The organism is Fibrobacter sp. UWB1 (genome assembly GCF_002210325.1).
Lineage (GTDB): Bacteria > Fibrobacterota > Fibrobacteria > Fibrobacterales > Fibrobacteraceae > Fibrobacter.
In genome coordinates, this window is record NZ_MWQL01000002.1 from 21,188 (window position 1) to 46,175 (window position 24,988).

Genomic DNA, 24,988 nt, shown 5'->3' on the forward strand with positions numbered 1-24,988 from the left:
TATGGCAACAAAGAAAAAAGAAGAAACCGACCTTGGTGAATTTTTGAAGGAACTTGCTAAGAATTGGTACATTATGGTACCTTGCATTCTTTTGGCAGGTGCGGTTGGCGCATTTGTCGCCCAGTGGATCCGGCCGGTTTTTCAGGTAGATGCCTTGCTGCAGATTGAAGCGAAGAACAACAAGAGTGCAGGCTTGGTGGGCGGACTTGGAAATCTTTTTGCGACCAATAGCCCGGCTGAAACAGAAATGGAACTCATTAAGAGCCGTCAGGTGATGGGCTCGGCCGTTGAAAAGATGCGCCTTGACCTGGTTGCCGAACCTTTGAACAAGCTGGACCGCTTGCTGCATAAGGAAGGTCGCGTTGACCTGATGAATTTTAGCTACAATAAGGATTTGCTTCCGTCCGATTTCCGTGATGAACCCTGGTTCCTTGAAATGAAGGATTCCTTGGGTAACTTTGATCTTTATGACTATAAGGATAGCCTGGTGCTTTCGGGGGCGGTGGGCCAGACGTATCATTTTGCGTATGCAGGTGATTCGGCTGCGTTCGGCATTTTCAAGGCCGAGGTTCGCGAAGGACAGCGCTTTGCCGTGTCCAAGCTGAAACGTCTGGATGCCATTGAACAGTTCCGATCTGCTTTCGATGTCAAGGAAAAGGGCAAGAAGACTGGTATTCTTGAATTTTCGTACCAGGATATTTATGCAGACCGCGCCGTTGAAATCTTGAACGAGGTTGCTTCTTCTTACTTGCGCCAGAATGTGGAAGAACGCAACGCCGAAGCTCAAAAGACATTGGAATTCCTCGAAAAGCAGCTGCCCGATGTCAAGGCCCAGATGGATTCGTCTCTCTTGAATTTGAATACCTACCGCAATCAAGTGGGTTCTGTCGATATTAATGCAGAAACTCAGTTGGTACTCCAGCGCCGTATGAGGCTGCAACAAGATATTCTTTCTCTGCAGCAGAAAAAGCAGGAAGCTATTCGCCTGTTCCATTCCGAACACCCGACGGTAAAGACTCTGGAAGATCAGGAAAATGCCTTGCGTCGCGAACTGGCTGGTACTTCCAGTGAAGTAAAGAAACTGCCTGCAACCCAGCAAGAAGTGCTTAAACTCCAGAACGAAGTGGAATTGACCAAGGTCATGTACACCTCCTTGCTGAACAATATCCAGCAATTGCGCCTGGTGTCTGCCGGCGAAGTGGGCTCTGTACGTGTCGTGGACTTTGCAGAACAGGTGACCAAGCCTGCGAAACCCAAGAAGCGCGTGATTCTTTGCATGGCCCTATTCCTCGGATTCTTGTTAGGCGCCATGTTGGTGTCGATCAAGTCGAAGTTCAGCAGTGGCGTGAAGAGTGCTTCGTTCATCGAAAAGGAAACGGGCTATACCGTTTACGCCAAGGTGCCTAAGGGCAACCCCAAGGGAACCAAGGGTACAAGGCCCTTGGCTGTGGTGGAACCCGACGATGTCGCCGTGGAATCGCTGCGTGCTCTTCGCTCTTCTCTGGAATTCTCCATGATGGACGAGGGCGGCTCCGTGGTGGGCGTGAGCGGACTTATTCCGGGCGTAGGCAAGAGTTTTGTCTCGGTGAACCTGGCTGCTTTGTTTGCCGGTCTTGGCAAGAGTGTGTTGCTAATCGATGCGGACCTTCGTAAGGGACGACTCCACAAGGAATTCGGCATCAAGCGTGGCAATGGCCTTTCCCAGGTGCTGTTGCGCGAAGTGAAGGCTGAAGACGTCATCCATAAGACTGAAGTCGAAAACCTGTATGTAATGCCGTGTGGCAATGTTCCCAACAATCCGGCTGAACTGCTGGGTTCTAAGCACTATGCAGAATTGATTGAACAGTTCAAGAAAGATTATGACCTTGTAATTGTCGATACTCCGCCGATTATGCTGGTGACCGATGCGGCCCTCGCTTGCCGCGTTGCCGCACAGATCGTGATGGTGATCGAATACAACAAGCATTCTATCGAAGCAATCAAGGATGGTATGGCGCAGATTCTCAAGGGCAATTCCAGTGCCCATGCGTCGATTGTAATCAACAAGTATGAACACAGCCGCACTGAAGGGTATGGCTACAAGTACGGGAAGTATTAATGAAAGGAATCGTGCTCGCCGGAGGCTCCGGTACCAGACTTTACCCGCTGACCATGGTGACCAGTAAACAGCTCTTGCCTGTTTACGACAAGCCCATGATTTACTACCCGCTTTCGACGCTCATGCTTGCGGGCATTCGCGATATCCTCATTATTTCGACTCCGACGGACTTGCCGAACTTTGAACGCCTGCTTGGCGACGGTTCTTCGATGGGTCTGAACTTGAGCTACAAGGTGCAACCGAGTCCGGATGGTCTTGCCCAGGCCTTTATCCTTGGCGAAGAATTTATCGGTAACGATTGCTGTGCGATGGTACTCGGCGACAACATCTTCTACGGTAACGGTTTTAGCCCGCTCCTGAAGGCGGCCGTGAAGAATGCCGAACAGAATGGCCGCGCCAGCGTGTTCGGTTATTACGTCGAAGACCCGGAACGCTTTGGCGTGGTGGAATTCGATGATGCTGGCAAGGTGATTTCGGTTGAAGAAAAGCCGAAGGAACCCAAGAGCAACTATGCGATTACGGGTTTGTACTTCTATGATAATCGAGTGTCGGGCTTTGCGAAGGCCCAGAAGCCGAGCGCCCGCGGCGAACTTGAAATTACGGACTTGAACCGCGTGTATCTGGACAAGGGTGAACTTGACGTGAAGCTCTTGGGCCGCGGTTTTGCCTGGCTCGATACCGGAACCATGGATAGCCTCATTGAAGCGGGCGAGTTCGTGAAGATGGTGGAAAACCGTCAGGGCATCCAGATTTCGGCGGTCGAAGAAATCGCCTACATCAACGGCTGGATTACCAAGGAAAAACTCCTGGAATCTGCCGCCAAGTACGGAAAGTCTCCTTACGGCCAGCACCTGCGCAAAGTCGCCGAAGGCAAAATTCGTTACTAACTACGGCAGAATTCCGCCGATTAGTTCCATCTGCTTTTTGTAGATGTCCTTGCATGCGCTTTCGCCGAGGTCAAGGAGCGTGTTGAGCATGTTGCGGTCAAAACTGGCGTGCTCGCCGGTGCCTTGGACTTCGATGAAGTTCTTCGCGTCTTGCATCACCACGTTCATGTCGACATCGGCTGCGGAATCTTCGACATAGCAGAGGTCGCAAAGCGGCTTGCCCGCGACAACGCCGACAGAAATTGCCGTAATGCCGTGCTGCAGAATCTGCTGCGTGAGACCGAGACGGGCCTTGATTTTCTTGAGGGCGAGCGCAAGGGCCACGAAGCCGCCGATAATGCTTGCGGTACGAGTGCCACCGTCGGCTTCGATCACGTCGCAGTCGACCACGATAGCGTTTTCACCGAGGGCGGAAAGGTCGGCTGCGCCGCGCAACGAGCGGCCCACCAGTCGCTGGATTTCTTGAGTGCGGCCGCTCGCGCCCTTGCGCTCGCGCTCCACGCGCTTGCCTGTACTCTGCGGGAGCAGGCTGTATTCTGCCGTAATCCAGCCGGTGCCTTTGCCGGCGAGCCAATCAGGAACCTTCGGGAGGAGTGTTGCGTTACAGATAACGCGGGTACGACCCATTTCAATAAGTACAGAGCCGTCGGCGCTCGAAATAAAGCCCGTGGTCATCTTTAAATTGCGGTATTCGTCAAACTTTCTGTCAGTACGTTCGTATGCCATATTCTGCCTCTTAGTATTTCAAAGTTTCAATCACGCCTTTCTTGAAGGTGCCCAGAATGTACATGTTGTTCGTGTAATTCTTGAGCTCGGCAAGAGCGGCCCGGGCGCGGTCTTCATTCACGTTTGCTTCAAAAGATACGTGGAAAATGTATTCCCAGGGCTTGTCCGGGTGCGGTCGGCTTTCGCAACGCGTCAAGTTGATGCCGCGCTTCGCAAAGCATCCGAGGGCGTTGTAAAGCGCACCCACCGCATTGTTGTTGGCGAGTTCGAACAGCATGGTCGTCTTGGCGCCTTCGGTTTCGTTGAATGCGGCGGGAACCTTTTGAATGCCGTAAAAACGCGTGAAGTTCGTGCCCTTCAAGTTTTCGAGGCCGGCCTTCAGAATGTCCAAGTTGTAAATCTTTGCGGCGTAGGCGCTAGCGATGGCTCCTTCGTCTTTAGTCTTGCGGGCGGCGAGTTCTTCGGCAGAGCCTGCGGTATCGAAGGCGGGTACGGCCTTGATCTGCGGATTTTCGGCAAAGAACTTGGAACACTGTGCAAGAGCCTGCGGGTGACTATAAACGCGCTTGAGGTCGCCTAGCTTGACGCCTGGCATCACGCACAAGGTGTGCTCGATGCGGAGCATGACCTCGCCTACAATGCGGTGGCGCCACTTGTAGAGCAAATCGTAGTTCGCTTCGATGGAACCTGCCGTGGAGTTTTCGATAGGAATCGCGCCACCATCGGCTTCGCCGGTTTCGATTGCCTGGTAGATTTCTTCGAAAGTGTCCATCGGGAGAGTTTCGATGTCTTCACCGAACAGATAATGTGCGGCGCAATCGCTGTAAGCGCCCTTGCGTCCCTGGAATGCAATTTTCTTCATGCTTAGAAAGATAGTAAATGGTGTGTAGTGTGTGATGTGAGATGTGTGATTACTCATTTCACATTACACATTAGTCATTTGTCATTTACCTGAATCTTCTCGCGCCTTGGTACTTGTGGCCCCAATACTTGTCTTGCATGGGCGAAATCATCACGCCGTTCTTGGTACTTGCGTGAATGAATCGGCCCCCGTTCAGGTAAATGCCCACGTGGTCGATTTTCCAGAGGCTTCCGAAAAACACGAGGTCGCCTTCCTTGAGTCCGCCTCGGCTCACGGATTTTCCGCGGCTGTCCTTGTACATCTTGGAGGCGCTGTGGTCTAGCGCAATGTTGTAATAGCCCTTGTAGACTTGCATCACGAATCCGGAACAGTCTGTCTTTGTCTTTGTCGCCTTGCCATACACATACTTGGCGCCCATCCATCCGCGGGCGTAATTTTCCAAGTCTCCGCGAGGGGCTGCCCTTCTGGCGGCCTTGGCGGCTTCTTTTTTGGTAATGGCCGCGCGCGCTTTTTCGGCGGAGTTCATGCGCTTGGAGGAATCCTGCGGAACGGTTGATTGCTCCGTGGTCTCAGGCTCTTCAATCGGAGTTTCATGTCTAGAAGAAGCCGTTTCGCTCGGTGGAACGCTCTTGTAGTCGCCAACGCTTCGGTCGTAGCCCGTGCGCACCGGGAAGGAACATCCGAAACACCACAGGCATATGCCGGCAAGGATGAATGGTGCGATTTTGGTGAGCGAAAACATCAAGCGAAATGTAATTAAATCGGGGCTATATGCATTATTGTGTTCAATAGATTTGGTTGCATTGGACACATATTTTTGCAAATCGATGAATTTACAGGCTTTCTTTGTGGTCTAGCGAGTTTAAACAAAGTATATTTTTATCATGGACTTGAAAAACTTTTATTCTCACGATACTAATGTTTACAACCTTGAAGGTTTTGTTCCCCAAATTGTCGATGCCGAATACCTCCGCAATCTCGGAGTAAAGGCTGTTCCCTCCGAAGCGACCCTGCAAGGGCTTATCAAGGGCTCCAAACTCTTTATGGAGCGAGTCCAGAAGCGGACGGTCATTCCTGTTTCGAAATTGACAATCGAAAATATCGATCCGGAAAAGGTCGAAACGGAAATCCACAACTACACGGGCCGTTGCCCCACGCTTACTTTTGAAATTAACCCGATTCGCGGTTGCAATGTGGGCTGCCAGTATTGCCTGGTGACCGATGGCGTTCATGAACAGCACCTGGTGGCGTATGAAAATTACCACTTGTATGTGCGCAAACTCCTGGAAGAAATGAACGGCACTCCGACGCGCCCCGTGACCGAAGAAGATATCCATAAAAAGAATGTCTTGCTGCAGGATTTGGCGACTGCCATCGAAGAGGCTCCCGAACGCAAGAAGGAAATCGAATCGAAGATTGTCGAAATCAGCCGCGGCAAGAACTGGAACCATTATTACTATTTCTCGCCCAAGACGGAAGCCTTCCAAGAACCGACGGTGCAGACAGGAATAGCTCACCGCATTCTCAAGGAATTCATCGCACACTTTGAAAAGTATCCGGATTCCAACGCCAGGCTCTTCATTGCGTCAAAGTCCGGCCCCAAGCATTTGCTTTACGAGTACGAAGGCGAAACCATTCTGGACTTATTCGAAAAACTCAAGGGCAAAATGCAGTTCAACACGAGTGTCTCGATTATGCCCAAGGAATTCCGCGACCTGCTGGAACCTTACGCTGCTCCGATCGAAGAACGCTTGCAGTCGGTCAAGCTCTGCCAGGAACGCGGCATTCAGGCGAATTCTGCATTGATCCAGCCTATCGTGATGCCTTACCTCACCGACGAACACATCAAGGACTTTTTCGACAAGTTGCATGCGGCGGGAATCGTCAATTACAAGCCGGAATTCTTGACGGCGTGCATGGAAAACCTTGCCATGCTGGGGCAGTGGCTTGGACACTTCGATAAGAACCTGGAACGAGAACTGTACGAGATTTATATCAAGCCCGATAATGCTGACCACCGCAAGCAACGCGGCCGTACCGCTCCAGAAAGGGATTTGTGCATCAAGAGCATCGAAAAGATGATGGCCTACACGCAAAAGCTCGGCATGACGACCAGTATCTGCTTCTGGGTTCGCAAGCAATTGCGCATTCCGAACACGCTGATTCCTATCGTCAACGCGAACGGATTCCAGTGTCTCGGTTACCAGTCTAAGCTTTTTGCTAAGTAGGGGCTGCTATGGACAAGACATGCTCTCAAGTTTGCCAGGAACTCTATTGCGGCAGGGAAGACTATTATCACCGCTGGTACCATGAGCGGCCCATCATTATTACGCCTGAACGAACTGCCGAGATTCGTGGAATGCACCGCATTTTGTACAAATGCGTTGAATACATGGCGTACCATTACGCTGAATTCGTCGACAAGTACATGCCGCTTTCGTCAAAGGAAATGGAGATTCTTGCCTACCAGAGCCGTTATCCGTTCAAGGCGGGCGCGTACCGGCCCGATTATCTAATTACCGAAGACGGCAAACTGAAACTGTGCGAAATTACCTCGCGCTTTTTCGCGCATGGGATTTTCATGTCGTACTATTCGGAATCGGCGGCGGACAAGTTTATTGCCAAGTTTCCGGGGACGCATCGCGAAAGTCGTTTTGAAGAAATGATTCGCTATATGCTCGAAATTGTCGGCGACAAGCAAAAAGTCTTTGTCCTGAAAAGTTCTGACAAGACCTCTGAAATTGCGCTCTACAAAGCTTTTTACGAACGTATGGGCAAGAGCGTTACTGTTTACGAGGCGAATGAAGTTGAGCCGAATATCGACAACTGGAAGGGCAATTTTGTCATCAGCGCTTTGAACCAGAACGATATCCTCAGTTATTCCATGGATACCGTCAAGGCGATGATCGATTCCGGAATGTATAACGATTTCCGGACAATCTTTTTGGCTCATGACAAGCGCTTTATGAGGATGTGGTTCGAAGACGATTTTACGGATCATTTCTTGACAAAGGAAGAAGCCGCATTCATTCGTGACCATGCCATCGAGACTTTTGTCTGCGCGGAATCGAGCGCGGCCTCAGCGCTTGCCGATGCTTATGCGCACAAAGACGGCTATATTCTTAAGCACTACTGCCTTGGAAAAAGCGAAAAGGTCTTTGCGGGCCCGCTGACCTCTGAAGCGGAATGGAAGAATCTTTTTGATTCTGGTGCCGTCAAGGACATGATCATGCAGCCGTTTTTGCGGCAGCGAACATTCCATACGGTGTGGGAAGGGACACCCTTTGATGATTATGTTTGCGGCATGATGCTCTGTGTTGACGACAAGTTCTACGATTCCGGTTTGTTCCGTACCTCCAGTTGCCCTGTGACCAATAAAGTTGACGACCGAAAAGCTTGCGTGGTCGCTACTGATTGCGAAAGCCTTTATGAACATGGAGACTTGCTGTGATCATTGCCGGGAACCAGCCCTACTTTATACCCTACATTGCCTATTGGCAGTTGATGAAGGCGTGCGACTTATTCCTGATTGGCGATGATTACGCGTTTATCACACGCGGGTGGGTGCAGCGTAACAGAATCTTGCGGCAGGGCAAGCCGGCCTACTTTGGACTTGAAATTAACGATATCAGTTGCCATCGTCTGATTAATCAAACGGAATTGCTGCGAGATGATTTTGCCAGAAAGATGAAGGAACTTTATCATTGCTACCGTTCGGCACCCTTCTTTGAAAGGGGTTACGAGTTGATGGAAAGGATCTTTTCGTGCGAAGAGACGAACCTGACAGCGTTTCTGGTGAATTCCATTGAAATTGTTCGAGAATATCTTGGAATCAAGACTAAAATGATGTACACGTCGCAGATTGAAGGCAATTGCCGGTTCAAACGCGAACACCGGGTTTTTGATTTTTGCGATAGGCTCGGCGGGACGACTTACGTGAACCCGATTGGCGGGCAGGCACTATACAAAAAGGACGAGTTTGCCGCTCATGGAATTGAACTGAAGTTTATCCATTCGCATTGTCGGCAGTACAAGCAATTCGGGACCGCTTTTGTTCCGGGTTTATCGATTCTCGATGTCATCATGTTCAATTCCCGCGAAGAAATCGCGCAGATGCTTGACGAGTATACGACGGAATAAAAAAACGCAGGCTCAAAGGAACCTACGTTTGCGAATGTTTTTCGGTTATTGACTAACGGACGACTTTTCTGTCTTCAGCAGTCATTTCCAAGAACTGGGCGACAGTCATCTGACCCTTATCGCCTTCCTTTCTCTTGTTGACAGCGATGAGGCCTTCTGCCTGTTCCTTTTCGCCTACAATAATCTTGTAAGGAATCTTCTGCAATTCGCACTGGCGGATCTTGTAGCCGAGTTTCTCATTCGACTCGTCCACTTCCACGCGGACGCCGGCGTTCACGAGTTCCTTCTCGACCTGCTTCGCATAGTCCACGAACTTCTCGGAAATCGGGAGCACGCGGGCCTGAACCGGAGCGAGCCACAGCGGGAAATCGCCCATGAACTCTTCAATCAAAATGCCGAGGAAGCGTTCGATGGAACCCACGGCCGCACGGTGCAACATCACCGGAATGTGCTTCTGGTTGTCCTTGCCGACATACTCGGCACCCAGACGCTGCGGCAAGTTGAAGTCCACCTGAATCGTACCGCACTGCCAGTCACGTCCGAGGCTGTCCTTCAGCGTGAATTCGAGCTTCGGGCCGTAGAAGGCGCCTTCACCCGGGTTCAGGATGTAGTCGAGGCCGGCGAGCTTCGTTGCTTCGGCAAGGGCGGCTTCAGCCTTGTCCCAGATCTCGTCGGAACCCACGCGCTTTTCGGGGCGGGTGGAGAACTTCACCACGATATCGTCAAAACCGAAGTCGTGGTAGATTTCCTTCACGAGGGCGCAGAAGTCAGCCACTTCGCTTGCAATCTGGTCTTCGGTACAGAAGATGTGGGCGTCGTCTTGCACAAAGCCACGCACGCGCATAAGGCCGTGCATCGTACCGGCAGGTTCGTAACGGTGGCACTTACCGAATTCGGCAAGGCGCATCGGCAGGTCACGCCAGCTGCGCAGACCCGTGTTGAAAATCTGGATGTGGCAGGGGCAGTTCATCGGCTTCACAGCCATTTCCACGTCGCCAGCCAGCGTCTTGAACATGTTCTCGTTGTACTTGTCGGCGTGGCCGGACTTGATCCACAAAGTCTTGTTCACGATTTCCGGCGTAATCACTTCGAGGTAGCCGCGACGGTCAATCTTACCGCGGATGTAGTCCTTGAGGGCGTTCACCATCTTGGTGCCCTTCGGGTGCCAGAACACCATGCCCGGAGAATGGTCTTCGATGTGGTAGAGGTCCATTTCCTTACCGATCTTGCGGTGGTCGCGCTTTTCGGCTTCTTCGAGGAACTTCAGATAAGTTTCGAGACCTTCCTTGTCAGCAAAGCAAGTACCGTACACGCGGGTCAGCTGGTCGCTGTTCTGGTCGCCATGCCAGTAAGCACCGGACATGGAGAGCACCTTGAAATTCTTGAGCTTGCCAGTAGAAGGCACGTGGGGGCCGGCACAGAGGTCTTCAAAGTTCTTGCCCGGTTCGCCAGTCACGTAGAAGCTGAGCGTACCGTCGCTACCTTCGCGGGCGAGAGCGCGTTCAGCGTTGTCCGTCTTGTACTTGTCGCCCTCGGTGCGCTTCAGGCCATCGGCGGCGCTGACTTCGCAACGGGTAAACGGACGGTCTTCCTTGATGATTTCCTTCATGCGCTTTTCGATGCGCTCGAAATCCGACTGCTGGATCGGGGTCGGTGTCATCAAATCGTAGTAGAAACCCTTTTCGATAGCCGGACCGTAGGCGAGCTTGGTGCCCGGGAACAGGTCGCAGATGGCTTCGGCAAGCACGTGGCTGCAGCTGTGACGCAGGAGCATCAGAGCATCCGGGTCGTCGTTGCTCGGCGTGATAATCTTGATGGTGCCGCTCTCGGTGAGCGGGCGCGTGAGGTCGAGGACCTTATCGCCGAGTTTGACGCCAAGCGCCTTGCGTGCAAGACCTTCGGAAATGCCCTTCGCAATTTCGAGGCCGGTGGTGCCCGATGCTACGGAACGTACGGAGCCATCGGGGAAGGTAAGTTCGATTTGAGACATAAATAATCCTTTTTATGGGCGGTTCTCGCCCGGTTCCCCAGAAATACGACATCTGGCGGTGAGGCGTAAGATAGAAAAAGACTATAAGTGTGGCTAGTGGTTGGTGATTAGTGGTTAGGAAAACAACCCTTTCAAACGCGTCATTCTGAGCGAAATCGAGGAATCTAACACTGATAATACAAAGGGGGAAGAATCCCCCTGATTGCAGCCCGCTTCGCGGTCTTCCATCACCCCTTCGCCTAGGGGACACCCCTAAAACCCCGAATTCTTTATATATTTATACAGAAAGCAATGGAGGCTTAACAAGCTAGAAATAAAACTGAAATAACATTTTTGTAGAGCAACGCTCTTGTTCTTGACGCAGAAACCTAGACAATTTCTCTTAGTTCATGAGAATAAGATGCAGATGCTCACGCCCCCACTGGGGCGTGGGTCGTTTGTAGATTCATGAACAGGCTTTGTCTAGGGCCTCTGCTTCGGATCCTCACGACACCACGCCTTTTTTTGTGCAATAGTCTTGTCGCTGAGAGTCCGCTTGAGATTGCTGAAAAGGACGTTTTTTTTAAAGAGGTGAGAAAATGAAAAGATACTGGGGTTTTAGAATTAGCACAGGTGCAGAGGAAAGAAAATATCTAGCTGATGAGCTGGATAAGGGATGTCTTCGTCAAGGTTGGGGCTACGAAGATTCTCAAAATTTAAACAATCCGTCTGTTCAGGGCGCTGCTCGGCGTAATTTTCCTATAAAGAAAAAAGTCAAGAAGGGCGATATATTGCTTGTTCCTGAAATCAAGGGCTATGGAACGGTCGCTATTGTTGAAGCCGCGGAAGATTTTGATGTTGGATATCGATTTGATAGAAATAATAAGTTCGGAGATTTTGGACATATATTCCCCGTGAACAAGTGCAAAAATTGGTTTGTTCGCGATAATTCTCTTGTTAGTGGGGATTTGCGTAGTACATTGCGCACACCAATGCGCTTTTGGAATATAGACCATTGCGCTGAAAATATTGAAAAACTTCTTGAACAAGATCTTGATGAAAATTTGAAAAAGTCTAGCTATGAAGAAAGAGTAAATTTTGCTATTGAATCTATTGTTGATTCGTACAAAGATAAGTTGACTAAAGATCTGTACGAAGCTTTTAATGAAAAATTTTCAGAAAGTGAATGGGAATATGTCCTGATTGAATGTTTGCAAAAACTTTATCCGAATTATATCGTTGAACGTTGTGGAGGAGTTTCAGAAAAGGAACATGGTGCAGATGTTTTAGTGAAAATTCCATGTCCCTTGGATGATTCTATGTACGCCATTGCAATTCAAGTTAAAGATTATGAAGGAGAGTGTGGTTCAAATCCGGTTGTGCAAGTTAACAAATCTGACTCGTATGAGGATTGGCATACGGAAAATCTTCGTGTTATTGAAAAATGGGTTGTTACTACCAAAGCTTCAAAAGAAGAAAACGAAGAACTAGAAAATGCGACGAAGGATTGTAAGATTCCGGTGAAAATCTTGTTTGCAGAAGATTTGAAGAAACTTTTGTACAAAGCGGCAATGGCAAAGTGATTTCAAAATGTTTAAGACGAAAAGAATCTACTCCATTGTTGTATTTGGCATAGTAATTACAGCATCCTCCGAACAAGATGAATTGTATCGATGGGTTCATCAAATTGAACCAGAAAGGAATACGATGCATCCTGTTGAGACTTTATATGAAGAATCTAAAACAAGTGTGGAAAATCCTATTGAAAACTCATATACTGAGTCAAAAAAAATATTGAAGTATTCCGTTAGAGATATATGTAATGAACGCGAAAAAAATGAGCTCGATTTGAAAACGAAAATATCAAACAAAGAAGTTATTGTCTTTGGGAGGATTAAATCCATTAAGGAGGATTTGCAGGTTGTTTTTGAATATGGCTTTTGCAGTGTTGAAATGTCATTTCCGAATGAAAAAGAAGATGAATTACGTCTTTTAAAAAAAGGAGATGATGTGGAGATAAAATGCAATAGTTTTTATATGAGCGTTTTTTCAACCATAAAAGGGGAAAATTGTGAATTACTTTCTGAATAAATCCGTTGCTAAAATTGTGTTGATGCTTCTAGGTGTGTCGGAAGTTTGCTTTGGTTCGGTATGTCAAAACATACAAGAAGAATCAAAAGGCGTTTATGTGTGTGAAAAAATTATAGTTTCTGAAGATGATGCAAATATTCCTGAGGATGCTAAATTTTTGAAAGTGAATAAGGAAAAGCAAATTGCTGTTGTGGCAGAGTGCGCTGGTGGAAAGTTGGAGGGGGTTGTTAAGGCTGATAATCCTGACTCAAACGAACAGTGGTTCTCTTTTTTTAGAGCGAATTTGGAAATTTCTAGAATTAAAAAAAATGGGAATTTCTATAAATATAGCTCGGCTCAGGATTATGGCGTTGTGACAACACGAACTATAGAAAAAGATGGCTCGTCATGGAAGGTAGGGGCTATTGTGGATAAATATTATGGTGCGTTACAGTATGATTTTGTTGATACCAATGATGAATGTAAAAGTAAAACAGACCGATTGTGTGATGGAGATGCTCTTTTGCTTATTGATGGAAAAAAAGTTCATGGTTCTTTTAAAGATATTTATAGTTTGTTGGTTGGAAATGTTGGCTCTATTGCAAATATACGGGTGCATAGATTGTTAGGAAATAAGAAAATTGTAAAAGAAGTGTCCGTGAAGAGGGTGGTCGCGTGGGAAGTAGATTCAATGAAAACGTACTACGATAACGGAACCATTGAGCGGTTTCTTATATTGCGATCCCCATTTAGTGATAGTGTTACATGGGAACAACAATATTATGAGTCTGGAAATTTAGAATCTGTGACGCCAATTACAAGGAAATATGGGTCTATGTTGTATCCAGAAGGTGACGAAAAATGTTTCTATGAATCGGGGGAACTTAAATGTATTGCTCCATATATAAAGGGAAAATTGAATGGTCTTTATAGGGAATTCTACAAAAGTGGCTCATTAAGCCAAGAAGTTTCTTATAAAAATGGTATGCGAGATGGTTTTGCAAAGCTGTATTATGAAAGTGGAACTGTCAATAGAGAAATTACCTTCAAAAATGATAAGGCAAATGGGATAGAAAAAATCTATTATCAATCAGGGAAAATATATAGAACGAACTTTGTTAAAGATGGGGCTTGGGACGGTGTTTCCAAGGTTTATTTTGAAAATGGAAAACTGGCTGGATCGGGAAAATTTCGCAATGGAGAACTTGTTGGTTATTTTAAGTGCTCCGATGGAAGACTTGGAACAGAAAAAATTAATTGCCTAGAGTGACAAAACCAGTCCGATAAAACTACACTTTATATCGCACTCTCTTTTCGGCGACGCAGAGCTCCGTTTGTTTACGGCGTTTTCTGAATTTCATTTTAGGGACGAGCGTCATCTGGATCCCCATGGCGTTTAACACCTTGAAAATTGTTTCAAAGCGCGGATGGGCTTTTTCGTCTAAAGCCTTGTAAAGACTTTCACGGCCGAGTCCTGTCTTTTCAGCTATCTGCGACATTCCCTTGCTTCTCGCGATGTGTCCGATGGCTCGGAGAAACAGCGCGGGGTCATCAGATTCACTGACTAAAATTGGCAAAATTTACGTAAAATCGGCAAATTTTCACTTTTTCGGTGGAAAAAGTGAAAATTTAATGCACTAATTCGGTTGAAAAAGTGCGTTTCATCGTTGACAATTCGGTTGGAAAAGTGTAGTTTTAGAACATGTTCAAGCGAAAAATCCTTAAAGAATTCGAAAATTGGAAGATTTCGGGGGGCAAAAAGAAGGCCCTGGTTGTCAAGGGAATGCGCCAAATCGGCAAGACATCCAGCGTCCTGGAATTCGCCCGCAGCAACTACGAGAACGTCGTCTATATCAACTTTAAGGAAAATGAAAATGCGAAGAAGGTCTTCGAGGGAGACCTGAACGTGAGTCGGATTACCATAGACCTTTCCGCGCTTTTTCCTAATGTGCATTTTGTCGAGAACAAGACCGTCATCATCTTCGATGAAATTCAGGAATGTGCAAACGCCCGCGCAAGCATCAAGCCTTTTATGGAAGACGGTCGCTACGATGTCATCTGTACCGGTTCCCTGCTAGGCATTAAGGGGTACAACCGTAAAAAGGGAAAAGGCGTCCCGACCGGTTTTGAAAGAATAATTTATATGAAGCCCATGGATTTCGAGGAATTTCTGTGGGCAAAGGGCATTGGCGAAAACGTCATCGCATACCTGAAGGAATGCTTCGCGAAAAAAGAACCCGTAAGCGAGGCGACACACAACGCCATGCTCCGCTACTTCAAGGAATACCTTTGTGTAGGCGGGCTCCCTTATGTCGTTTCTCGATTTGTCGAGACGAACGACATGAATGTCGTTTGGCAGGAACAGCAAGACATTCTTGAAGAATACAAGGACGACTTTGGCAAGCACCTTGACGAGAACGAAAACGAGGAAATCGACCGCACGCTTCTTGGCCGCATCAATCGCGTTTTTGATTCAATTCCCGCCCAACTTGCGAAGGAAAATAACAAGTTTGTTTATTCGCAACTAGAAAAGAAAGGCCGTTCCGAAAATTACCAAACCGCAATCCAATGGCTCTACGACTGCGGCATAATCAACATTTGCCACAACCTGACCAACATCGCGGAACCCCTTGAAGGCTACAAGATCGAGAATACGTTTAAGATTTATGTGCAGGATTCTGGCCTGTTTGTCGCCATGCTGGAACGCGGCACTGCGGCCAAGATTCTAAGCGGCGATTTGGGATTCTATAAAGGCGCCATCTACGAGAACATCATCGCAGATTGTTTCTCTAAACAAGGTCGCAAACTATTCTACTTCCGCAAAGATACGGGGCTAGAAATTGACTTTGTAGAAAATGTCGGCGGCGAACTCGCCATTATTGAAGTCAAGGCGACAACGGGACGCTCCAAGTCGGCAAAGACCGTTTTAAATAACGATAACTACGCCGCCAAGGTTTGCTACAAGCTTTCCGAAAACAACATCGGTGTTGCAGGCAAGATGGTTACATTGCCGTACTACATGGCAATGTTCTTGGAATGATTTTTATAAATTGGCAGGGGCTTCTGTAACGCCCCGGCTTAGAACCACTTCTTTAAGAATTTTTGCATGCCAGGGTTGCAGGCATACATATAGCAGCCCTTGATGCCTCGTGTCATCATCACCTTGTAAGCATTGATGATATGCTGTTGAATTTGAAGTTCTGGCGAATCCATCTTGACTTTAGTATCGTAGAATTCTTTTTCATTGATTATGAAACAATTACGACGTTCGTCCCAATCAATTTCATTTCCAAATATCAATCCAACTATATTCAGGTCGTAGCCTTGCGATGTATGAACGCAGCCAATTTCGTTCACGGCATTGGGACTCAATATCCAATTTTTATCCGTTGTATTCCAATAGTACCGATATGAGCCTATTACAATATCAAATAAATTGCCTGCTACTATTTGTTGAGCAGTTTGTCCCTTCGTTACCCATTTCCAGGCATATCCTGCAAGATTTCGGCAAAGTCCTATTTCACGATCCTTAGCTTTGATTGCTTGGACCATTTGGTCAACATCGTCAAAAACCTTTATATCATAATCACCAAAAACTTTCTTTGGAATATTTTCCAAATTAAATATGGATTTAATATAGTCAATATAATCGCTACCACCAAGACAACGCATTTGTGATAGTAAAGTGTTCCGCTGGATGAATGTGCCTTGAATAACATTATTGTATTCTGCTGGATTGATATCGGCAGGCTTTATAGATTGGGACGGGTCGTAAAACAGAACCCTATGGCGGCTCTGTTGTACAATCCATTCTAATTGATTGGAGGTTTTGGGATCCAATCCAAGTGATTCACAACATTCATCGAACATTTTAAATTCGAAGCCGCCTGCAAGTGATTTTCTTTTCTTTAACCGATGTGATTCATCTACGATGACAATGTCATATTTTTCCTTTGCAATTCTATATGGGGATATTACAATTTCTTGCATTTGCTTCCCTCCGACATCATAAAAAACATCGCTTAAGGTTGCATTTAAAGATTGCATTGGAACGACGAATGCGATTTTGGGCAAACCGCTAGCGCGAACATACATTTTCCACTCTTTTATCAGTTTTTGCCATTTGTCCGATTCGTCTATATCGTCATCAACGTTCATTAACAGAATGTTTGTAAGCGTATAGACAAGATTGATAGCAACGATTGTTTTCCCGGTTCCCGCTGAACCGTAGACTATTGATGTTCCCGATTTGCCGTTTTGCAAGGATTCAAGAATTTGCTTCATGACACTATAGCATACATCGTTCTGTTCCTCTGTTGGAGTAGTATACGGGGAATATTTAAACAGATTTGAATTGACAAGCTCATCATATGCATGACTTGTCAGCTTTGCTTTGGACAGTTCTTCCCAAATTTCTGGAATTTTCTTCTCGTATTTTTCCCGCTGAAAATAGTTGTGCATCCCGGATTGTCCGGCATTTTTATTTTGCAAAACAAATTTCCCATCGGCACCGCATAAACGTATGAGTCCCTGTTCAATATCAAGAATTGCCGACTTGTTAAATTCTTCATCGTCAATAAAAGAAATGGTTGTTAGCGATGCTCTTTCTGGATTGTCAAGATGCTGTCTAAATCTATTTTGGAAACTATTGGTTTCACCAACGTACATTTCTTGTTGATTATGAATTAGATAAACAACGGGCCAATTCTTTCCCCTGCTTGCTTGACCAGCTAATTCACAACCCATTGAGTTAAAATCATAAGTTTCCAATTTCATAGTTCTGCCTACAACTCGTTATACTTCTTTGCGGTTCCCTTAGCCTTATCAACGGGATACTTCTCCCCGTTAATTCGCAACTTTTCGTCCATGATTTGCTCAATATCAAGATTATACTTGTCTGCAATTAAAAAAGCATAATTAAGCACATCGGCTAATTCTTCACGCACCTTTTCAATTTTTACATCTTCAGGTTTCTTCCAAAGGAACGCATTGAGAAGTTCCGATGCCTCGCCAGAAAGGGCAATGGCGAGGTCCTTGCCGTTGTGAAATTGGTCCCAGTCGCGGTCAATGGTGAATTGTTTGACCTTCGTTTTCATTTTTTCAAAGTCGCTCATTTTTCACCTCGTCTGGAATCAAACATCTGCTTTGCCATACTGTAGGCATCTGCAAAAGGTAAGTGCAGTTTATCGAGCATTTCCGGATGCGAGATTGCCCAGCTTACATAGTAATAGGCGAGCAGTTCATAACCGCTAAAATCTTTTCCAGGAACATTGTTCAACTTGTATCCGCTCTTTTGTGCAGGGCTGATTCCATTTTGTCCAACCATGGCGCATTCAAAAGCGACTTTTTCAATATCTTCCGGCAGCAACCCTTCAAAGTATTCCAGCGCACCGACCATGTAGGAAGACATCATTATGGTAATCATCGGGTCTGCATTTGCGGGATTGTGCGTTTCGTTGAACTGGTCTTGCTTTCTGTCGACCTCTGTCTTGATTTCACTCTTTTCAACGCAGGAAAGAGCGAAATACTTTATTAAGCCGAGTGCTGTGGCAATCTTTTCAAAGACAGCGTATTCATCGCCTGCGTTGAACGATGCAAGAGAATCTTCAAATGCCTTGAAGAATTCTGTTGCCCTGTTCATCATGTTTTGCGATGGCTTGTACTGATTGACAAAATCCAATCCATAGAGTTTGCGTAAAAGCAAGGATTGAAGCATGTTCAACAGTTTATTCGTGTCCTTGATAATTTGCGGAAATTCAGCAACATTCGCGGTCTGTCACACGGCATCGATGTTGCTTGATTCCATTGCAAATAAAGATGTCAACTGAAGCGGCCTGAATTCCGCCTTCTCATAAATTTTCTGTTCCACGAACAAGTCTAGCGGGGCATTCATCACCTGCAATGACAATCCCTGGAACAAGTGCTTCGCCAACTTTTCTGATTGGATTGCGCCAATCTTTTTCTTGACTTCGTCAAAATGACGTTTGTAATCTAGCAAGAATGCGTCAAAATTTTTCTGCGTAAATCCGATGGTCTGGAGTTTTCCATTTCTTTGGGCAGAAAGCATCATTTCTAGGTGTGTCAATTCATGAAGCATGTAATGACAGTAGTTGCCATCCTTCTTGTATTTAACTACGTGATCCTTGCTGTGATGGAAATCGGCGAATTCCAAATGTGCTAAGGTGTCCTGCTCGTCATCGCGCTCAAATTTGATGGTTACATTATACTTGGTTTCAAGGCTGTGTGCAAATTCAAATACCTTGGATTCGTAGTCTGTTGATTCTGCAATATCTCTTGCTATAGTCAATAGCAATTTCAAAAGTTCTTGACGGACACCGGGGTCTTCTGCGCGGTTTGCGCCCTTCAGCGCACCTTGACTTGCGTATTCAAAAGCGTTGTCCAAATCATCCTTGTGATAGTATGCTAAAGCAATCCCATAATAGCTGTTTGTGTAGGTATTGTCCAGTTCAAGGGCTTGTTTCATGTAGTGAATGGCGCTGTCATAATCTTTTTTCCGAATGAGCGTACCCGCAACATTGTTGAGCGCGATGGCATTGTCGGGATAGTATTCTAGAACTTTTTTGTAATATTTGTCTGCGGCATCGGCATTGTTCTTGCCATTGGCGAGGATGTTTCCCATCAGGATGAGAGCCCACATGTTTTTCGGGTCGATGAGAAGAGCCTCAAGGACTTCATTCATGCCCTTCTCTATTTCGCCCTGCTGGTAGAAAACTTGGCCTAGAAGGCGATGAGCTTCAGAATATCCAGGACAAGCCTTGATTGCCTTATGCAGCAAATCCATTGCCGCATTGAAACGCCCTTCACTGCAAGCTAAAGACGCTTTCTGAAAATTCCTTTCGGCATATTCAAGGTTTTCTGTATCGAATATGATTTTGACAGTATTGTCGGAAATGATTTCAACTGTTGGAGGACAGCCTTTTTCGGCAAAATAGTGAACAATCTGCTTTTTCAGCTCTTCGGCGTTAGCGGCCTTAAAGTTCGATGTATCAACGGTCTGTATGACCTCAATTTTTGCCATAGGGGCATCCTTATCAGCGAGATAAGTCCCTGCAGCAAATGAACGATTTCCAACTTTTTTGAAAAAAAAAAGGCGTGGAGTCGTTCTTGCGTGCTTACCGCAACTGAGGGCTACCACACCCTACCAATCAATAAGCACAAACGACCCACGCCCCAGATGGGACGTGAGTGTTCGTCTTACTCTCGATTGGTTTGAAAGTGGTAGTTTCAGTTGCGAGAATAAGAGACGAATCTCAAAAATTCCGGTCGCTCCGCACCATTCGGTACGGGGCTATGTCAATGGGAAATATAAATAATTGGAAGAGAAAAGGAGATGCCGAGTCAAACCCGGCATGACAATTTTAGGGGCTTTTTTTCATTGTTGCGATAAATAATATATCCCTTGACTTTGACAATCTATTTGTGTATATTGTAGCCGATATTCGATAATCCTCGTGACAGTCGACATAGACCTTCGGGTCCGTACGTGCATTCGCGGCGGGGCCCATCAACCTTCTTGATGGTTCTGTTGGATAGCTGGTAGGAATACGACCTACTCGAGTCCACTTGAAAGAGTGGCAAGTAACGCCGGGGAAAGCCCCCGCCAACAGGATTGCAAGATCATCCCATTCCGCGCAAGGCGTGGAAAATCTCAATACATAACAAATAAGCAAGGGCATGTTGTGCGCTGTTTTTCGGCGTAATCGCAACGGCCAGTCAAATTGTCGCCCAATGGCGACGTTCAACTAAAATTTATAAGGAATAATTATGTTCGATGAAATTTTCGGAAAATTCAACGGAGGCCCGAATCGCGGTGCTAACAACGCCATCGGGGATTTTGCCAAGGTACTAGAAGAAAAAGATGCGGAAATCAAACGGCTTAAGGAACTGATTCTGCGTTGCCCAAAATGCGGTGCGAAACTGCGTTACCCGAGAGGATGAAAGGGGTGCCGATATGGATGAAAAAGAATTGGGAAAAATCATTCGTCAGGGCGAAGGCTTGACGGTCGAATTCAAGAGGGCAAAGACTGCATTGCCCGACAATCTTTTTGAATCTGTTGCGGCATTCTTAAACCGCAATGGGGGCCATATTGTCCTTGGTGTTACAGACGACAAAAAAATTGAGGGCGTTGATCCCAATTGCGTCGAAAAAATTTGCAAGCAAATAGCGAATTTAAGCAACAATCCTGAAAAATTGGATCCTCAGAACTTGATTGACCCGCAAGTTGTTGATTACAAAGACAAAAAATTGATCTACTTCTTTGTTCCCGCCAGTTCGCAGGTCCACAAGACCGGCAAGAAGGTCTTCGACCGTAGCGTCGATGGCGATTTTGTGGTAAAGACGCAGAGCGCAATTAGTGCAATGTATTTGCGCAAAAGCAACAGCTATACGGAAAATACCGTTTATCCGGGGCTTCGCGAAATTGATATTAAACGCGGAATGCTTAAGAAGGCCAAGGATTTGATTCGTTCTATCAGGTCCAATCACCCGTGGCTCAAGTTGAACAAGGAAGATTTTTTCAAAGCGGCTGGTTTGATTCGCTATGATTCTACCATTGGAAAGTCGGGCTATACACTTGCTGCACTTATGCTGTTCGGCACGGACGAAGCGATTTCAAGTTATTTGCCATATTATAAAATTGAAGCAATAGTCCGCAAACAAGACCTGATGCGTTACGATGATCGCTTGACTGTTACATGCAACCTGATTGATGGTTACGAATTATTGAACGGGTTTATCGAAAAGCATCTCCCAGACAAATTCTATTTGGATGGGAAAACAAGACTCTCTTTGCGTGACAAGATTTTTAGAGAAGTGATTGCGAATATGCTGATTCATCGTGAATACATGAATCCGATTCCAACAACACTCGTTATTTATAAAGATAAGCTTGTGACGAATAATGCGAATAAGCCCTTTGCGTACGAGAAAATAGCATCTCAACTTTGTTCTTATCCTAAGAATCCGCATATTGCCACAATGTTTGCACAGATGGGGTTTGCGGAATACCTCGGTACGGGTATCCGTAAAATTAGTGACCTGTGCGAAATTTATTCTGGGCTAAAACCCAAATTTGTGGATAACGATATTTTTATAGCGGAGATTCCGCTGACTGATCATGTGCCAGAAAAGAGCAATGTTGGCGGATTAAATGGCGGATTAAGTGGCGGATTAAGTGGCGGATTAAAAATTGAACTAAATGAAACACAGCAGAAAGTGTTCCTGGAAATCACAAAAAGACCTGGAGTTATGATAAAAGAACTTTCTGGCAGACTACAAATGCCTATTGACACACTTGATAAGGTTGTTTCGTCTTTGCGTAAAAAAGAACTTATTGAACGTCGTGGTTCTAAAAAGACTGGCGGCTATTGGGTGAAAAAGGAACCTACGTCCACAGGCTGGTAATCCTTGTAGATTTCCTTGATACGTTCCACGAGTTCCTTGCCGATGCTTTGGCCTTGGTATTCGGGGCGCATGAGAAGGTGATTTAAATTTTGTATCCAAACTTTCGTAATTTTTCGACGTATTTCGGGTCGCCTAGGCGCGCCTTGGATTCGGCCATAAACTTATCGTTGTCCTTGGCTGCGAAGCCGAGCTTGATCCGGAGCGCGATGAATCCGCTAACGACGCCGAATAGCGAGCATAGGATGCACGCCAGGGTAAGCTTTGTGAAATTGTTTCCATGTACGAATGAAGTTTGAAGTAATACCCCGCAGATTATTGCCATTGACAAAAGGAATGCGGCTCCTTTTGCGTAGAATTTTGCATTCTTGCTACGCGGATCAAATCCGTCAATTGCCACCTCGCGCCAGCGCCTGTCCAGGTATTCGCTGCGGCAGGCCTTGCATTCGCGAATCGGACTGCCGTACATCCACATGTTGCAAGTTTCGCGGTTCTTGGTCTTGCATTCCGGGCAAACCCATTCGGCATAATTCATTTTCATATAAACTCCTAAAAGCTGCTAGAAAGATAGCCTTTTTAAAGCCTGCTATTCCTTCCGGCGATAAACATTCGCCAAAATCGCTCCCGAAATGTTGTGCCACACGGAGAATATGGCGCCAGGCACAGTCGCCATGGCAAGTCCCGAGAACGCTGTTGCCGCAAGGCTTGTAGCGAGTCCGGAATTCTGCATGCCGATTTCGATGGAAAGCGCCTTTGTCTTGGGTGTCGAGAATTTCAGCAGCTTCCCGAGACCGAATCCGCAGCCGTAACCGAGCAGGTTGTGGAGAATTACGACGGCGAACACGATGGCACCCGTAGAGAGAATCTTCGATGCATTGTGCGAGACGACTGCGGCTACAATCATCGCGATTGCAATTACCGAGACGAGGGGCAAGATTTTCACGGCACGGGCGGTCCATTTGCCAAAAAACTTGTTGATGACGAACCCGAGGGCAATCGGCACGATGACGACTTTCACGATGGAAAGAAACATGGCCATCACATCCACGTTCACGGTGGTGCGAAGCAACAGGTAGGTAATCGCCGGCGTCAGCACGGGAGCGAGCAGCGTATTCACGCTGGTCATGCCGACCGAAAGCGCGACATCGCCCTTCGAGAGGTAGGTGATAACGTTACTCGAAGTGCCTCCTGGGCAAGTTCCAACAAGAACAACGCCCGCCATGAGGGCGGCATCGAGCCCGAAAATCTTGGAGAGCAAGAACGCAAGTGCAGGCATTATAATGAACTGCGCCGCACACCCGATGGTAATTTCCTTAGGGCGGGCAAACACAAGTGCAAAATCGCTCAGCTTGAGCGTGAGCCCCATGCCGAACATCACGACCATCAAGAGGTAATTCACCCAGCTGAGCTCAATCCAGAGCGTGGATTTCGGCAGGAACAGCGAGAGCGCCGCGATTGCCAAAACGACAACCGCCATCCACTTGCCGACAAGTTCACTGATCTTTTCAAGAATGTGCATTTTATACCCTTCTTAAATCAACGAAAAAGATAATCTATTTTCCGACTAATGGTTCAAATCTCGATGCTTTCTTCGTCGCTTGTGATAAATGCCTTGAGGCGCTCGATGGTACGGTCAAAGTCGTTCTTGATGGAACATTCCCAAATGGTTGCAACGCGGTAGCCTTGTAGCGAAAGTTTCCAGTTCGTCTTGATGTCGCGCACCATATTGTTCGTGAATTTTTCGTTCCAGAATTCAGGATTGCTTTTGGGGCGGCTCGTGAACTTGCAGCCGTGCTGGTGCCAGAAGCAGCCGTTTATAAATACAACCACGCCGTATTTGAGGATAAACAGGTCTGGCGAGCCGGGCAAATCGTGCCTATGCAGCCTGTAACGCAGCCCCGCCTTAAACAGCGCCCGCCGCACAAGCAGTTCGGGCCGGGTGTCTTCCGAATGGACCGCCTGCATCATTTGCGAACGGTTCATGGGAGCGTGTTTTTTACGACGGCATTTTTTCATGGGATTAGCATTTGAAAAGATAATCTTTTTTATTTATATTCATCGCATGAACAATCTTATCAAGAAAGTTTTTATCGTAGTCGCCTTTTGTTGCGCGTCGCTTTGCAGTTTCGCTGCAGATGTCAAACCTTACGTGGAAGCAGATGCGCTCCCGAACGCACTGAACTTCTACCCGGCGCCCCCGGATACTATGTCTCCGCAGTTCATGTACGATATGTCGCAGTACATTTGGGGTAAAAAGATGCGTGCCGATTCCGCGCGTGCGGCCCTGGCCGTAGCCCAGGCGGTAGAAACGGTTGAAGAGATGGCCAAGATGTTCAGCGAACCCTTCGGCATGGAAATTTCGGCAAAGAAGACTCCCGCCATCATGAACCTGCTCGAACGAGGAATCCGGACGCTTAAGCAGGTGGGGAGCCTTCCCAAGAGGCATTACATGAGGCGTCGCCCTTACGACCGCTTTAACGAACCGACCCTGGTTCCGTCCGAAGAAGAACGCCTGAGAACGAATGGTTCTTACCCGTCGGGGCATACCGTACGTGCATGGTCTATGGCTATGTTGCTGATTGAGGTGAACCCGTCTGCTCAGGATGCCTTGTTGAAATACGCATACGAATGGGGCCAGAGCCGCGTGATTGCCGGGTTCCACTGGCAGAGCGACGTGGATGCCTCCAAGGTGCTTGTTTCGGGTGCTTACCCGAGCCTGCATACAAACGAGGCCTTTATGGCCGACATGCGCAAGGCCCAGGCAGAATTCAAGAAGCTTTCCGCCGCGAAGGGCAGCAAGAAGGCGAAGTAGTTT

General features: G+C 47.0%; 24 protein-coding genes. 12 read left to right on the top strand and 12 right to left on the bottom strand.

Translation table 11 applies throughout. From position 1 onward, the window contains the following. Position 1 precedes the first annotated feature (1 nt). Positions 2-2,098: a polysaccharide biosynthesis tyrosine autokinase gene (locus tag B7988_RS01680; RefSeq protein ID WP_073323295.1), complete on the top strand. Its 2,097-nt coding sequence runs from the start codon at positions 2-4 to the stop codon at positions 2,096-2,098. Then, positions 2,098-2,985, top strand: a complete 888-nt coding sequence (gene rfbA / locus B7988_RS01685) for a glucose-1-phosphate thymidylyltransferase RfbA (protein WP_088656601.1) — start codon at positions 2,098-2,100, stop codon at positions 2,983-2,985. Before B7988_RS01680 ends, rfbA begins: the two co-directional genes overlap by 1 nt. On the opposite strand, the gene rph is transcribed toward rfbA, so the two are convergent. The 3 genes from rph to B7988_RS01700 form a co-directional block, all read right to left on the bottom strand. Beyond that, a complete protein-coding gene (gene rph, locus B7988_RS01690) occupies positions 2,986-3,711 on the bottom strand; it encodes a ribonuclease PH (RefSeq protein WP_088656602.1) in 726 nt (241 codons plus the stop codon). Positions 3,712-3,721: 10 nt separating this feature from the next. After that, positions 3,722-4,573 carry a prephenate dehydratase gene (locus tag B7988_RS01695; protein ID WP_170930507.1) on the bottom strand — a complete coding sequence of 284 codons (852 nt, stop codon included), beginning with the start codon at positions 4,571-4,573 and terminating at the stop codon, positions 3,722-3,724. Between the two features lie 85 nt (positions 4,574-4,658). Next, positions 4,659-5,315 carry an NlpC/P60 family protein gene (locus B7988_RS01700; RefSeq protein WP_141225523.1) on the bottom strand — a complete coding sequence of 219 codons (657 nt, stop codon included), beginning with the start codon at positions 5,313-5,315 and terminating at the stop codon, positions 4,659-4,661. A 142-nt stretch (positions 5,316-5,457) separates the two neighbouring features. Here B7988_RS01700 and B7988_RS01705 point away from each other — a divergent pair, with 142 nt between their 5' ends. Genes B7988_RS01705 through B7988_RS01715 form a run of 3 tightly spaced genes read left to right on the top strand, consistent with a single transcriptional unit; the run spans position 5,458 to position 8,713 of the window. Continuing rightward, positions 5,458-6,801, top strand: a complete 1,344-nt coding sequence (locus tag B7988_RS01705) for a radical SAM protein (RefSeq protein WP_088656605.1) — start codon at positions 5,458-5,460, stop codon at positions 6,799-6,801. A gap of 8 nt (positions 6,802-6,809) precedes the next feature. After that, a complete protein-coding gene (locus tag B7988_RS01710; protein WP_139261166.1) occupies positions 6,810-8,024 on the top strand; it encodes a hypothetical protein in 1,215 nt (404 codons plus the stop codon). Next, positions 8,021-8,713 (top strand): WbqC family protein, encoded by a 693-nt coding sequence (locus B7988_RS01715; RefSeq protein ID WP_073323281.1) that lies wholly within the window; start codon positions 8,021-8,023, stop codon positions 8,711-8,713. The genes B7988_RS01710 and B7988_RS01715 overlap by 4 nt, the downstream gene beginning before the upstream one ends. A gap of 52 nt (positions 8,714-8,765) precedes the next feature. On the opposite strand, the gene thrS is transcribed toward B7988_RS01715, so the two are convergent. Then, positions 8,766-10,703, bottom strand: a complete 1,938-nt coding sequence (gene thrS / locus B7988_RS01720; RefSeq protein ID WP_088656606.1) for a threonine--tRNA ligase — start codon at positions 10,701-10,703, stop codon at positions 8,766-8,768. Between the two features lie 578 nt (positions 10,704-11,281). Between thrS and B7988_RS01725 the strand changes: the two genes are divergently transcribed. From B7988_RS01725 to B7988_RS01735, 3 genes are read left to right on the top strand one after another with little or no spacing between them, the layout of a single operon-like run. After that, positions 11,282-12,265: a hypothetical protein gene (locus B7988_RS01725; protein ID WP_088656607.1), complete on the top strand. Its 984-nt coding sequence runs from the start codon at positions 11,282-11,284 to the stop codon at positions 12,263-12,265. A 7-nt stretch (positions 12,266-12,272) separates the two neighbouring features. Beyond that, positions 12,273-12,773, top strand: coding sequence for a hypothetical protein (locus B7988_RS01730; RefSeq protein WP_088656608.1), 501 nt, complete (start codon positions 12,273-12,275; stop codon positions 12,771-12,773). Then, complete coding sequence (locus B7988_RS01735; protein WP_088656609.1) at positions 12,754-14,022, top strand: hypothetical protein; 1,269 nt, start codon at positions 12,754-12,756, stop codon at positions 14,020-14,022. Before B7988_RS01730 ends, B7988_RS01735 begins: the two co-directional genes overlap by 20 nt. Positions 14,023-14,041: 19 nt before the next feature. Here B7988_RS01735 and B7988_RS01740 read toward each other — a convergent pair whose 3' ends face one another. Then, positions 14,042-14,329: an addiction module antidote protein gene (locus B7988_RS01740; protein ID WP_283160524.1), complete on the bottom strand. Its 288-nt coding sequence runs from the start codon at positions 14,327-14,329 to the stop codon at positions 14,042-14,044. A 125-nt stretch (positions 14,330-14,454) separates the two neighbouring features. On the opposite strand from B7988_RS01740, the gene B7988_RS01745 reads away from it, so the two are divergent. Further along, positions 14,455-15,792 (top strand): ATP-binding protein, encoded by a 1,338-nt coding sequence (locus B7988_RS01745; protein WP_088656611.1) that lies wholly within the window; start codon positions 14,455-14,457, stop codon positions 15,790-15,792. A gap of 38 nt (positions 15,793-15,830) precedes the next feature. Here B7988_RS01745 and B7988_RS01750 read toward each other — a convergent pair whose 3' ends face one another. The 4 genes from B7988_RS01750 to B7988_RS01765 are packed head-to-tail and all read right to left on the bottom strand — an operon-like array spanning position 15,831 to position 19,791. Next, the gene (locus B7988_RS01750) at positions 15,831-17,528 is read right to left on the bottom strand and encodes a DUF2075 domain-containing protein (RefSeq protein WP_088656612.1); all 1,698 of its coding nucleotides are present in this window, start codon (positions 17,526-17,528) and stop codon (positions 15,831-15,833) included. A gap of 8 nt (positions 17,529-17,536) precedes the next feature. Then, positions 17,537-17,866 carry a nucleotide pyrophosphohydrolase gene (locus B7988_RS01755; protein ID WP_088656613.1) on the bottom strand — a complete coding sequence of 110 codons (330 nt, stop codon included), beginning with the start codon at positions 17,864-17,866 and terminating at the stop codon, positions 17,537-17,539. Beyond that, positions 17,863-18,468 carry a hypothetical protein gene (locus B7988_RS15150; protein ID WP_212668286.1) on the bottom strand — a complete coding sequence of 202 codons (606 nt, stop codon included), beginning with the start codon at positions 18,466-18,468 and terminating at the stop codon, positions 17,863-17,865. Before B7988_RS15150 ends, B7988_RS01755 begins: the two co-directional genes overlap by 4 nt. A gap of 60 nt (positions 18,469-18,528) precedes the next feature. Further along, a complete protein-coding gene (locus tag B7988_RS01765) occupies positions 18,529-19,791 on the bottom strand; it encodes a tetratricopeptide repeat protein (protein ID WP_088656614.1) in 1,263 nt (420 codons plus the stop codon). A gap of 746 nt (positions 19,792-20,537) precedes the next feature. Between B7988_RS01765 and B7988_RS14990 the strand changes: the two genes are divergently transcribed. Beyond that, positions 20,538-20,711, top strand: a complete 174-nt coding sequence (locus B7988_RS14990; RefSeq protein WP_158213015.1) for a hypothetical protein — start codon at positions 20,538-20,540, stop codon at positions 20,709-20,711. A 13-nt stretch (positions 20,712-20,724) separates the two neighbouring features. Then, positions 20,725-22,176, top strand: coding sequence for an RNA-binding domain-containing protein (locus tag B7988_RS01770; protein ID WP_088656615.1), 1,452 nt, complete (start codon positions 20,725-20,727; stop codon positions 22,174-22,176). Positions 22,177-22,258: 82 nt separating this feature from the next. Here the strand turns inward: B7988_RS01770 and B7988_RS01775 are convergent, their stop codons facing one another. Genes B7988_RS01775 through B7988_RS01785 form a run of 3 tightly spaced genes read right to left on the bottom strand, consistent with a single transcriptional unit; the run spans position 22,259 to position 24,156 of the window. Continuing rightward, positions 22,259-22,714, bottom strand: a complete 456-nt coding sequence (locus tag B7988_RS01775) for a hypothetical protein (RefSeq protein WP_088656616.1) — start codon at positions 22,712-22,714, stop codon at positions 22,259-22,261. A 45-nt stretch (positions 22,715-22,759) separates the two neighbouring features. Beyond that, positions 22,760-23,692 (bottom strand): bile acid:sodium symporter family protein, encoded by a 933-nt coding sequence (locus B7988_RS01780; protein ID WP_088656617.1) that lies wholly within the window; start codon positions 23,690-23,692, stop codon positions 22,760-22,762. A 53-nt stretch (positions 23,693-23,745) separates the two neighbouring features. After that, positions 23,746-24,156, bottom strand: a complete 411-nt coding sequence (locus tag B7988_RS01785) for a very short patch repair endonuclease (protein ID WP_249268796.1) — start codon at positions 24,154-24,156, stop codon at positions 23,746-23,748. Between the two features lie 79 nt (positions 24,157-24,235). On the opposite strand from B7988_RS01785, the gene B7988_RS01790 reads away from it, so the two are divergent. Further along, positions 24,236-24,985, top strand: a complete 750-nt coding sequence (locus tag B7988_RS01790) for a phosphatase PAP2 family protein (RefSeq protein ID WP_088656619.1) — start codon at positions 24,236-24,238, stop codon at positions 24,983-24,985. Positions 24,986-24,988 lie beyond the last annotated feature (3 nt).

Bases quoted from the DNA above. Each gene is read 5' to 3' on its own strand.
- B7988_RS01680 (WP_073323295.1), top strand. From the start codon at position 2: ATGGCAACAAAGAAAAAAGAAGAAACCGACCTTGGTGAATTTTTGAAG.
- rfbA (WP_088656601.1), top strand. From the start codon at position 2,098: ATGAAAGGAATCGTGCTCGCCGGAGGCTCCGGTACCAGACTTTACCCG.
- rph (WP_088656602.1), bottom strand. From the start codon at position 3,711: ATGGCATACGAACGTACTGACAGAAAGTTTGACGAATACCGCAATTTA.
- B7988_RS01695 (WP_170930507.1), bottom strand. From the start codon at position 4,573: ATGAAGAAAATTGCATTCCAGGGACGCAAGGGCGCTTACAGCGATTGC.
- B7988_RS01700 (WP_141225523.1), bottom strand. From the start codon at position 5,315: ATGTTTTCGCTCACCAAAATCGCACCATTCATCCTTGCCGGCATATGC.
- B7988_RS01705 (WP_088656605.1), top strand. From the start codon at position 5,458: ATGGACTTGAAAAACTTTTATTCTCACGATACTAATGTTTACAACCTT.
- B7988_RS01710 (WP_139261166.1), top strand. From the start codon at position 6,810: ATGGACAAGACATGCTCTCAAGTTTGCCAGGAACTCTATTGCGGCAGG.
- thrS (WP_088656606.1), bottom strand. From the start codon at position 10,703: ATGTCTCAAATCGAACTTACCTTCCCCGATGGCTCCGTACGTTCCGTA.
- B7988_RS01725 (WP_088656607.1), top strand. From the start codon at position 11,282: ATGAAAAGATACTGGGGTTTTAGAATTAGCACAGGTGCAGAGGAAAGA.
- B7988_RS01730 (WP_088656608.1), top strand. From the start codon at position 12,273: ATGTTTAAGACGAAAAGAATCTACTCCATTGTTGTATTTGGCATAGTA.
- B7988_RS01745 (WP_088656611.1), top strand. From the start codon at position 14,455: ATGTTCAAGCGAAAAATCCTTAAAGAATTCGAAAATTGGAAGATTTCG.
- B7988_RS01750 (WP_088656612.1), bottom strand. From the start codon at position 17,528: ATGAAATTGGAAACTTATGATTTTAACTCAATGGGTTGTGAATTAGCT.
- B7988_RS01755 (WP_088656613.1), bottom strand. From the start codon at position 17,866: ATGAGCGACTTTGAAAAAATGAAAACGAAGGTCAAACAATTCACCATT.
- B7988_RS15150 (WP_212668286.1), bottom strand. From the start codon at position 18,468: ATGCTTCAATCCTTGCTTTTACGCAAACTCTATGGATTGGATTTTGTC.
- B7988_RS01765 (WP_088656614.1), bottom strand. From the start codon at position 19,791: ATGGCAAAAATTGAGGTCATACAGACCGTTGATACATCGAACTTTAAG.
- B7988_RS14990 (WP_158213015.1), top strand. From the start codon at position 20,538: ATGTTCGATGAAATTTTCGGAAAATTCAACGGAGGCCCGAATCGCGGT.
- B7988_RS01770 (WP_088656615.1), top strand. From the start codon at position 20,725: ATGGATGAAAAAGAATTGGGAAAAATCATTCGTCAGGGCGAAGGCTTG.
- B7988_RS01775 (WP_088656616.1), bottom strand. From the start codon at position 22,714: ATGAAAATGAATTATGCCGAATGGGTTTGCCCGGAATGCAAGACCAAG.
- B7988_RS01780 (WP_088656617.1), bottom strand. From the start codon at position 23,692: ATGCACATTCTTGAAAAGATCAGTGAACTTGTCGGCAAGTGGATGGCG.
- B7988_RS01785 (WP_249268796.1), bottom strand. From the start codon at position 24,156: ATGAACCGTTCGCAAATGATGCAGGCGGTCCATTCGGAAGACACCCGG.
- B7988_RS01790 (WP_088656619.1), top strand. From the start codon at position 24,236: ATGAACAATCTTATCAAGAAAGTTTTTATCGTAGTCGCCTTTTGTTGC.